An 8,369-nucleotide genomic window follows, 5' to 3' on the forward strand; every position below is an offset into this window, starting at 1 on the left:
TTCTTCTTAATATTTTATTGCTGCTCTTTCAGCTCATCGAACTTCGCCTTCATAGTAGGATTGTTCCTTGTAAGCTTTTTTACGCTGACGTCATCCACCTTACTGTTGGCAATCCTAAGCTGATTGTCGCTTCCAAGAAGTTCTTTTTTCACCTTCTCAAGATGCTGGATAGTCTTATCGATTTCTTCTATGGCAGTATCAAAATGCTTGTGGGCAAGATTGTAATTCTTGCTAAAGTCATCCTTGAACTTCATGAGAGAATCTTCAAAATTGGAGATATCAATATCCTGATTGCGGACCGCTGCCAGCTCCTGCTTGTATGAAAGAGCGCCAAGAGCGGCATTCCTTAAAAGCGTGATCATTGGAATGAAGCACTGTGGTCTTACAACGTACATCTTGTCATACTTGTAAGAAACGTCAACTATTCCTGCATTATACAACTCACTATCGCTTTCGAGAAGAGATACCAAAACCGCATATTCGCAGTTTTTCTCTTTTCTGTCCTTATCAAGTTCCTTAAAGAAATCCTCGTTTTTATGCTTGGTTGCAGTTTCATCCATCTCATTCTTCATCTCGAACATGATGGATATGATCTCAACACCGTTCTCATCAGTTTCTCTGTAGATATAATCGCCCTTACTTCCGGTTCTTGCATCATTATCTTTTTCAAAATATGCATTCTTAAAAGCTGTGGCCCTGAGCTGATTAAATTGAATCTCGCAGTGCTGCTCAAGGGTCTCACCAACCATCTTCGTGGACATTTTGGTCTTTAAATCCTTATAGAACTCAACTTCTTTTTCCTTCTGCTCAAGAAGGATCTTTCCTTTTTCTTTTTCCTGAGTCAGTGCATTTTCAAGGTCTCTTGCCTTCTCATTGAACGAACTTTCAAGTTCATGCTTCTCATCCTCAACTTTTTTTACCGCCTCCAAAACTGCAAGCCTGGTCTTATCTGAAGTGCTTTCTATCTCAAGCTGGAGTTTACTGTTCTTCTCCTGAGCTTCGCGGAGCTTGTCCTTTAACTGCTCAATTTCTGCAGCCCTCTCCTCTTTTAATTCATTTATTCTTTGGTTTTGCTCTTCAAGCTCTTTATACTGTTTCGTTTTTAACTCTTCGATGATCTTGATCTGATTTTCAATTTCTTTCTCATACTGCTGCTTGGTCTTAAGAGTGATCTTGTCCTCCTGCGCAGCCATCTCCAGAGCATGCTTCTCCTGGAGGTGTTTCTCAAGCTCACTTGTTCGTCTGTCCAGGTCTTTTTCAAACTCTTTATCCCTTATCTGCTGAACGATCGAACTGAGCTCTGTATCATCAACTGTAAATGCCTGCCCGCAATGTGGGCACTTTAGTTCTGCCATATCCCTATCCTCCATCAAAACAAAGCTAAAACTTCTCATGTATTATAACATGCAGCATAAAGGGATTTAAATAATCCCTAGCATGGTTCATCTTCATTTACTAATATTATCCGTTACTTGCTTATAAAAGTTCATATATATTAAAGTAAATATTTCTCTATCTTTTCTTCTATCTTTTTTTGATCAAATGGCTGACTTTCAGTTTCAGTAGTGAACAAGATATCTTTTCCAACTTCTAATCCATTATCTTCATATTCCCTTAGCTTGCATAGTGCATTAGAAGCATATTCGCCATTAGATACCAAACCGAAATGCTCCCAGTACATAGTTCTGCGTGTGCGGATATTAAGGACCGCAAAATCCGGGTAAAATATTTTTCCATTTTTTAGGATGACTTTAGGCTCATATGTATAAATGATTTTATGCTTAAAAAATAAATCAGCCAGTATTTTTTCAGATTTTGAACGGACTTTCTCTCCTTGATCTGTTAAATATGATTTTGTCATCGGGTACTCATTTTTTTGACCGCAATGAGTTCTTTTCCATTCTTGAATAAACTCCTCATCCGTTTGAATAATAGGCTCAACCAGAATTTTTCTGGCGTCACACAAGTTCTCATACACTTTTTCAATAGAAGCTGCATCATAACTTTTCACAAAGCGCATTATTTTATAGCGTGCGTCCACTAATGCCCTTCTCACTGCCAAATCATAGTCGCGTTGAGCAACAGCCTTGGCAAAAGCTAATTTTTCTTTTGGAATATATTTGCGTGTTTTATCCTCGTTGACTTCATAATACTGATAGCCATTCTTTCTATTTGTCGTGCATATTTTCTTGTCCGCAAGATTTGAATTTGTTTTTAGTCTGCTATCAATATCAAGAATCTGTTGATCAATTTGTTTTACTTGTTGTTTTAATTGGAGTAAATAGTCTTCCACTTTTTTCCTTCCCTCTACTTTAATTTATCTTTTTGCATTTCGCTCAATTTTTCTTGTTCCATATCCGCCATTTATTTCTAAGCATGTCAAAGCAACATTTCTATAACGAGACATGCATTCCCACAAATGCACTAGCATGACATCGCATCATTTTTTACTCATAACATGTCACCTTTCTGCTCTACGACATGATATCGTATGCAATTCAGTTCAGAACATGTCTCATTTCTGCGCTTCGACATGATACCGTATTCAATTCGCCCAAGAACATGTCTTCTCTTTACGTCTCCGGCATGACAATTTTCCATCTTGGGCAAATAGCATGTCTGTGCCGATTTCGTTGACATGTTCTATCAAAAAACTTCTATTTTCCATGTCCATAGTCCATAAGTTATGCATGGAATTTAAGTAAAATCTATCTATCACATGCTTGCGCTCCAAAACCAACTAAAAAAGTGATTGGAATAGTATGGCGAACTGCCTAAACATTTAGATAATACATAAGAAAAATTGAAACTAGCGAAAAATATACCTCATCGCAAACTAAAAGTCAATGCAAAAAAACAAGAAGTCGAAAACATCACGGCTTCTTGTTTTGTGTTGCTACTCTGCTTCTACTATACATTCCCTTGTATTCATGCTTCGCGGCACAACATGGACCCCTGAATATGTACACTTTGGTGCGTGCCTGATAAACAGGCCGTATGCCGGCACATCGCCCATGGCGCTGTTCTCAGGATAATCAGTGACATTCTCATGTATTTCAGGTAAAAGATTTATCTCTTCCTTGTCGTCTCTATATACCACTTCAAAGTCACTGATCATGATTTCCCCAAGTTTTTTTCCAATTATATTATCCGAAGAATCATTTTCATTAAACTCACATTCACCAGCAACAATTCCGCCAGCTACTATCTCAGATACCCCTTCCTTGGTCAAAAGAGCTTCCATCTGCTTCCGGGTCATCTTATACCCCGTTACAATTGATGGCACCTCAGCATTAACAGCCTTGATATTCTCGATAGTCACGCCCTCAATAGAGCCGCCCAAAAAGCGCTTCTTCTCATCCTCTGCAGAGGCATATCCAAACTTATTTCTCTTGCAAAGACAAATAAACAGCGGACATGCAACGTTGTCCATGGTAATGTTGCGGACAGTGACATTTTTTACGTTGCTTCCATCCGCGCTCTCAATGGCAATTCCGGAGCAGGTTCCCGGATAAATATCCAGAAAGAAATGACAATTCTCGCATGTCACATTTTCAATATCATAATAAGTCTCTGTTCCAATCTTAAAAGCATTGGCAACGCTAAGAACCGTGCAGTCTGAAAAGCGTACATTCTTCGTGCCACGCATTTTCCCTTCAAAAGCCACATTAAGACCATCGTGGTCGTGGACCCTTGGAGCCTTAACGCACAGTCCGTCATCTGCAGTTGAAATAAAACAATGTGTAACTTCAACATCCTCACTGCCCATAACATCAATACCATCAGTATTTGCCACGTGGCGGTTTCCGTTGATGACCACATTTGACACCTTCACATTGTCGCAACCATCAATACACAGATTCCAGTCCATGGAATCCTCCAGAATGACATTCTCAATGATCACATTCTTGCAACCATTAGCCCACAGCATATACATTGGTCTCTTGATCTTTGGCTGACCATTTCCATATTTATCCTCAGCGTAGCGAATGCGGCTTCTGATCGCATATCTCATAGTATCCACAGGATATCCCATTGGATCATAAAGAAACGGTGGCTGTTTGATCTTTTCAAGAGGTGTCAAAAGAGGCTTTTTAAGAGGCAGATAAACAAAGTATTCTCCGCTGCCATAAATCCTTCCACCACCTGTAACGCGGACATTCTCCGCATTATCAAGGATCACAAACGCATCTACAAAATTGTCATGGTCTTTGGATGCAACCAGAGCACTATCCCCGGTTATCCACAAAGTTGTATTGTCATAGATCTTAACAGTACCTGAAATGTACCATCCGCCATCCACCAGCACTACTCCGCCGCCCACGTCCCTTGCAGCATCAGCAGCCTTTTGAACAGCTTCCGTATTAACTGTCATTCCATCAGCTACTGCTCCGAAGTCTCTTATATCAAATACCTTCGACATGTTCTTATCCGGAACCCCCTGCTGCCTAATATACTGCCCATAAGGAATTCCTTTATAATAATCACCCTCATAGATCACTCCATTGTCAGGCAGTGTTGCCTTATCTATCTGCATACCCGCTTCTCCTCCACGATTTTTCAAGTATTTTATGATGACACGAATTGCTCCGTGATAAATCACTCTCGCAATTCTAAAGCATTCGGAATCCGCACAAGTGCTACTTCCTCATATTTTGTGGGTCTCAAGGTCATAAAGCATATCATGCAAGCATGAATGCATTATGACTTCGATCCCCTGTCATAATTATATTACATATTGAGCCTCAGAGTATGATATGATGGTGTGGTACTTAAAATCACGTCATATATCTTTTGGAGACAGCAATGCAGAACATCGGAATTGTTTTTGGTTGTTTCATACCTATGCACAAGGGACATGAGTTCCTTATCAAAAGAGCTCTTTTAGAAAATGACAGGCTGATACTGGCAGTATGTGGATATCAGGCTGACAGGGGCAAAGATTTTCTGGACTTTGCCACCAGATTCAAAATCGTCACAGAAATGTTCCAAGATGATCCACGAGTAATAGTTGTAAAAATAGACGACAAAAAACTGGGGCTTGATGGCACCTTCACCCACGAAAACTGGGTTTTATGGGGAAACGAACTGTTTGAACAGGCCAATATTTCGCCGGATAGTGCGCACTTTAACTGGTACACCGGAGAGCCATCTTACATAGATAAACTTGGAAAAATATATCCGGACCACACATTCAATCTTGTAGACAGAGCAGTCATACGTGTATCCGGAACTGAGATTCGAAACAATCCCACAATCCACGCAGATGACATCAATGAGGCGTTCAGAAATTACCTGGAAGAGACAGGTATGCTTGAATAAAGAATTCTTTTAGCAAAAACAAGAATCAATAAGTCAAAGAATAATATTTTTACTTAGGGGAAAACTATCATGAAAAACATTATTGAAAGTTTACTTGAAACAGATCTTTACAAATTTTCTATGGGTCAGGCTATCTATCACAACTTTCCTGACTACACCACAACCTGGTCATTCAAATGCAGGAATACTGACGTGAAGTTCACACCTGAAATGGTTGAAGAAATCAAGCGTCAGATCTACGCATACTGTGACCTCAATTTCGATGAGAATGAACTTGCATACCTTGCAGGAATTAAATGGATAAAAAAATCCTATGTTGATTTCCTTCGTTTATGGCACCCAAGATATGAGGATTTCACAATTGGAACCGACGCTCCATGCGGACTTTCAATCGAGACAAACGGAACCTGGCTCAATACATCCATGTATGAGATTCCAACTCTTGCCATTGTAAATGAAGTATACTTCCGCATGGCCTATGACTATGATGAACTCTTCTCATCGTTTGAAGAAAAGCTTGATGAAAAAATTTCAATGCTCACAAGCGGCACTTACAAGATTGGTGCATTCAGTGAATTTGGTCTCAGAAGACGCCTATCTGCTGAAGCCCAGGAGCTTGCAGTAATGAAGCTCAAAAATGCCAAGCTTGATGGTTCAATCTTCGTAGGAACATCAAACGTTTATCTTGCAAAGCTTCTTAATGTAACTCCTGTAGGAACAATGGCTCACGAATGGATCATGTGTGTCGGCCAGGGTAACCACAAGCACAATCCGGCATACTCCAACTGGTACGCCCTCGATTATTGGGTAAAAGAATATGGAATCCTTAACGGAACAGCCCTTACAGATGCAATTACAACAGACTGCTTCCTCCGTGACTTCCAGCTCACATATTCAACTCTTTTCTCAGGTGTAAGACACGACAGCGGCGATCCATTTGAATGGGGTGAAAAGATGATAAAACACTACGAGAGCCTTGGCATTGATCCAAAGACAAAGACTCTTCTCTTTAGTGACAGCCTTGATTTCAAACGCGCCAATGATATCTTTGCTCACTTTAACGGAAAGGCAAAGGTTGCTTTTGGAATCGGCACCTATATAGCCAACGACACCAAAGTTCCACCTCTTAACATTGTAATGAAAACAACAGCCTGCAATGGCCAGGATGTTGCCAAGATCTCTGATGTTGAAGGCAAAGGAATGTGCAAAAATCCTGCATACGTTGATTATCTACAGAGATGCATCGATTGGAGAATGGAGAATGAAGCGATTTGATGCTCGCATGATCCCTACAGCTGACTGTAAGAGAATTTTTGATATAGGTGGCAAATATGAATAATATAATAAAAGATTTTAATGCTAAAAAAGAAATTGAAAACATAACAGCCTGGATCAAAGAATGGTTCGACAACAATGGCCCAAAGGCCAGCGCTGTCATTGGTTTATCCGGTGGAAAAGACTCAACAATAGTTGCTGCTCTCTTAGTAAAAGTTCTTGGAAAAGACAGAGTTGTCGGTGTTCTAATGCCTGACGGAGAACAGAAAGATATTGATGATTCCAAAAAAGTCGCAGAGATACTTGGAATAAAGTCACATATTGTGAACATCCACCCTGCAGTTGAAGGCGAAAAGAAAGCTTTAGAAGCAGCCGGCGTCACTCTTTCGAAAGATGCCATGATCAACACACCGCCCAGGATCCGCATGGCTACACTCTATGCCATTGCCCAGTCTCTTCCAAATGGCGGCCGCGTTGCCAACACCTGTAACGCATCAGAAGATTACGTTGGCTACTCAACCAAATACGGCGATGCAGCAGGTGACTTTAGCCCCTGCTCTGACTTCCTTGTATGCCAGATGAGAGCCATCGGTGATGAACTTGGTCTTCCATCTGACCTTATTCACAAGACTCCATCAGATGGACTTAGCGGAATGTCAGATGAAGACAAACTTGGTTTTACCTACGATACTCTTGATAAATACGTCCTCACAGGAATCTGTGAAGATGAGGAAACAAAAAAGAAGATTGATCACCTTCACGCGATCAACCTTCATAAGCTTCAAACCATACCCACCTATCGACAGAATTAAGGTGTCTCATAAAAAAGTGGCTATAGGAAAATGATTTAATATATTGTAGATTAACGAGAGTATTCAGATGAATGCAACTAGCATACATCGGAATACTCTCACTTTGTATATACGTAAGTGAGTTGGAAGACAATCGACGGTTTAAATGATTTATAAAAATAATACATTTAAACTGTCACTTTGATTTTATGGATAAGCTTAAGAAATTGGCTTCGTACGCCACCATTGACTGAGCCTGAGGAAAACGCCGCCTGTATCTTGCCGACGGTGATGATGATGGGAACAGTAGATTATCTCGCACCGTCGGATTCAGCATTGTAGCGTTTTCCTCAGAACCCGTCAATGGCAGGCACCTTCGGTGTGGCTGGGTACAAGGGCCTCGGGATCCAAATCCGAGAACAGTAGAAGTGGCTAATTTCAAGGAATCTTAGGCATATAGCTAGTTTTCACTAGATCGGCCACTCGTAATAAAACCTTTTTGGGCTCATAGCCTGATTCCAGGCTTGCAGCCACCCCTCACCATGGCTTTTATCACAGGCGATTGGGCATATACGGTAATTATCCGTCCACAGCCACCCTTTTAACGGGTGGCCCGAGTCTTGAAATCGTCCTATATGCCCAGTTGAGGGGTGGCTGACCTCGCAAAAAGCTGCTATATGCCCAAAATAATAAAAATCAGAGGTGGCTGGAAGCTTTATAAAGCGCTATATGCCCAGAATAACTATCTCCATTAAATATGGACTGTTATACGGACGGAATGATATGGATTGAATGAGCATAATGATCCATACAAATGTTTAAGAATTGCAATATATTAGGTAGGATTGAAGGGAAATCGTAATATGAAAGCGTGAGCAGCAATTTACAAGCAATTGATGTCTTATATATATGGGATTATAGCGGGATTAACTGAGATGTGGGATAAGATCAAAAAAACTGTAACGTTTATCCTATTATGTC

General features: G+C 40.5%; 6 protein-coding genes. 3 read left to right on the forward strand and 3 right to left on the reverse strand.

Annotated features, from left to right (window positions below; all coding sequences use genetic code 11):
- Window positions 1-14 precede the first annotated feature (14 nt).
- The 3 genes from G585_RS0114660 to G585_RS0114670 form a co-directional block, all read right to left on the reverse strand.
- Entirely contained in the window at window positions 15-1,355 is a 1,341-nt protein-coding gene (locus tag G585_RS0114660; RefSeq protein ID WP_022776006.1) for a DUF2130 domain-containing protein, read from the reverse strand.
- Window positions 1,356-1,495: 140 nt separating this feature from the next.
- Window positions 1,496-2,293: a hypothetical protein gene (locus G585_RS19175; protein ID WP_022776007.1), complete on the reverse strand. Its 798-nt coding sequence runs from the start codon at window positions 2,291-2,293 to the stop codon at window positions 1,496-1,498.
- Between the two features lie 603 nt (window positions 2,294-2,896).
- On the reverse strand, window positions 2,897-4,537 hold the full coding sequence (locus tag G585_RS0114670) for a glycosyl hydrolase family 28 protein (protein WP_022776009.1): 1,641 nt from the start codon (window positions 4,535-4,537) through the stop codon (window positions 2,897-2,899).
- Between the two features lie 269 nt (window positions 4,538-4,806).
- On the opposite strand from G585_RS0114670, the gene G585_RS0114675 reads away from it, so the two are divergent.
- From G585_RS0114675 to nadE, 3 genes are all read left to right on the forward strand, one after another.
- A complete protein-coding gene (locus G585_RS0114675) occupies window positions 4,807-5,322 on the forward strand; it encodes an adenylyltransferase/cytidyltransferase family protein (protein WP_022776010.1) in 516 nt (171 codons plus the stop codon).
- 69 nt (window positions 5,323-5,391) lie between these two features.
- Complete coding sequence (gene pncB, locus G585_RS0114680; protein WP_022776011.1) at window positions 5,392-6,597, forward strand: nicotinate phosphoribosyltransferase; 1,206 nt, start codon at window positions 5,392-5,394, stop codon at window positions 6,595-6,597.
- Window positions 6,598-6,653: 56 nt separating this feature from the next.
- The gene (nadE, locus tag G585_RS0114685; RefSeq protein WP_022776013.1) at window positions 6,654-7,409 is read left to right on the forward strand and encodes an NAD(+) synthase; all 756 of its coding nucleotides are present in this window, start codon (window positions 6,654-6,656) and stop codon (window positions 7,407-7,409) included.
- Window positions 7,410-8,369 lie beyond the last annotated feature (960 nt).

This window comes from Butyrivibrio sp. AE2015, from assembly GCF_000420825.1.
Taxonomy (GTDB): domain Bacteria; phylum Bacillota; class Clostridia; order Lachnospirales; family Lachnospiraceae; genus Butyrivibrio.

What these genes read in the sequence shown, in the direction of transcription:
- G585_RS0114660 (WP_022776006.1), bottom strand. Translation starts at nt 1,355, where the DNA reads ATGGCAGAACTAAAGTGCCCACATTGCGGGCAGGCATTTACAGTTGAT.
- G585_RS0114670 (WP_022776009.1), bottom strand. Translation starts at nt 4,537, where the DNA reads ATGCAGATAGATAAGGCAACACTGCCTGACAATGGAGTGATCTATGAG.
- G585_RS0114675 (WP_022776010.1), top strand. Translation starts at nt 4,807, where the DNA reads ATGCAGAACATCGGAATTGTTTTTGGTTGTTTCATACCTATGCACAAG.
- pncB (WP_022776011.1), top strand. Translation starts at nt 5,392, where the DNA reads ATGAAAAACATTATTGAAAGTTTACTTGAAACAGATCTTTACAAATTT.
- nadE (WP_022776013.1), top strand. Translation starts at nt 6,654, where the DNA reads ATGAATAATATAATAAAAGATTTTAATGCTAAAAAAGAAATTGAAAAC.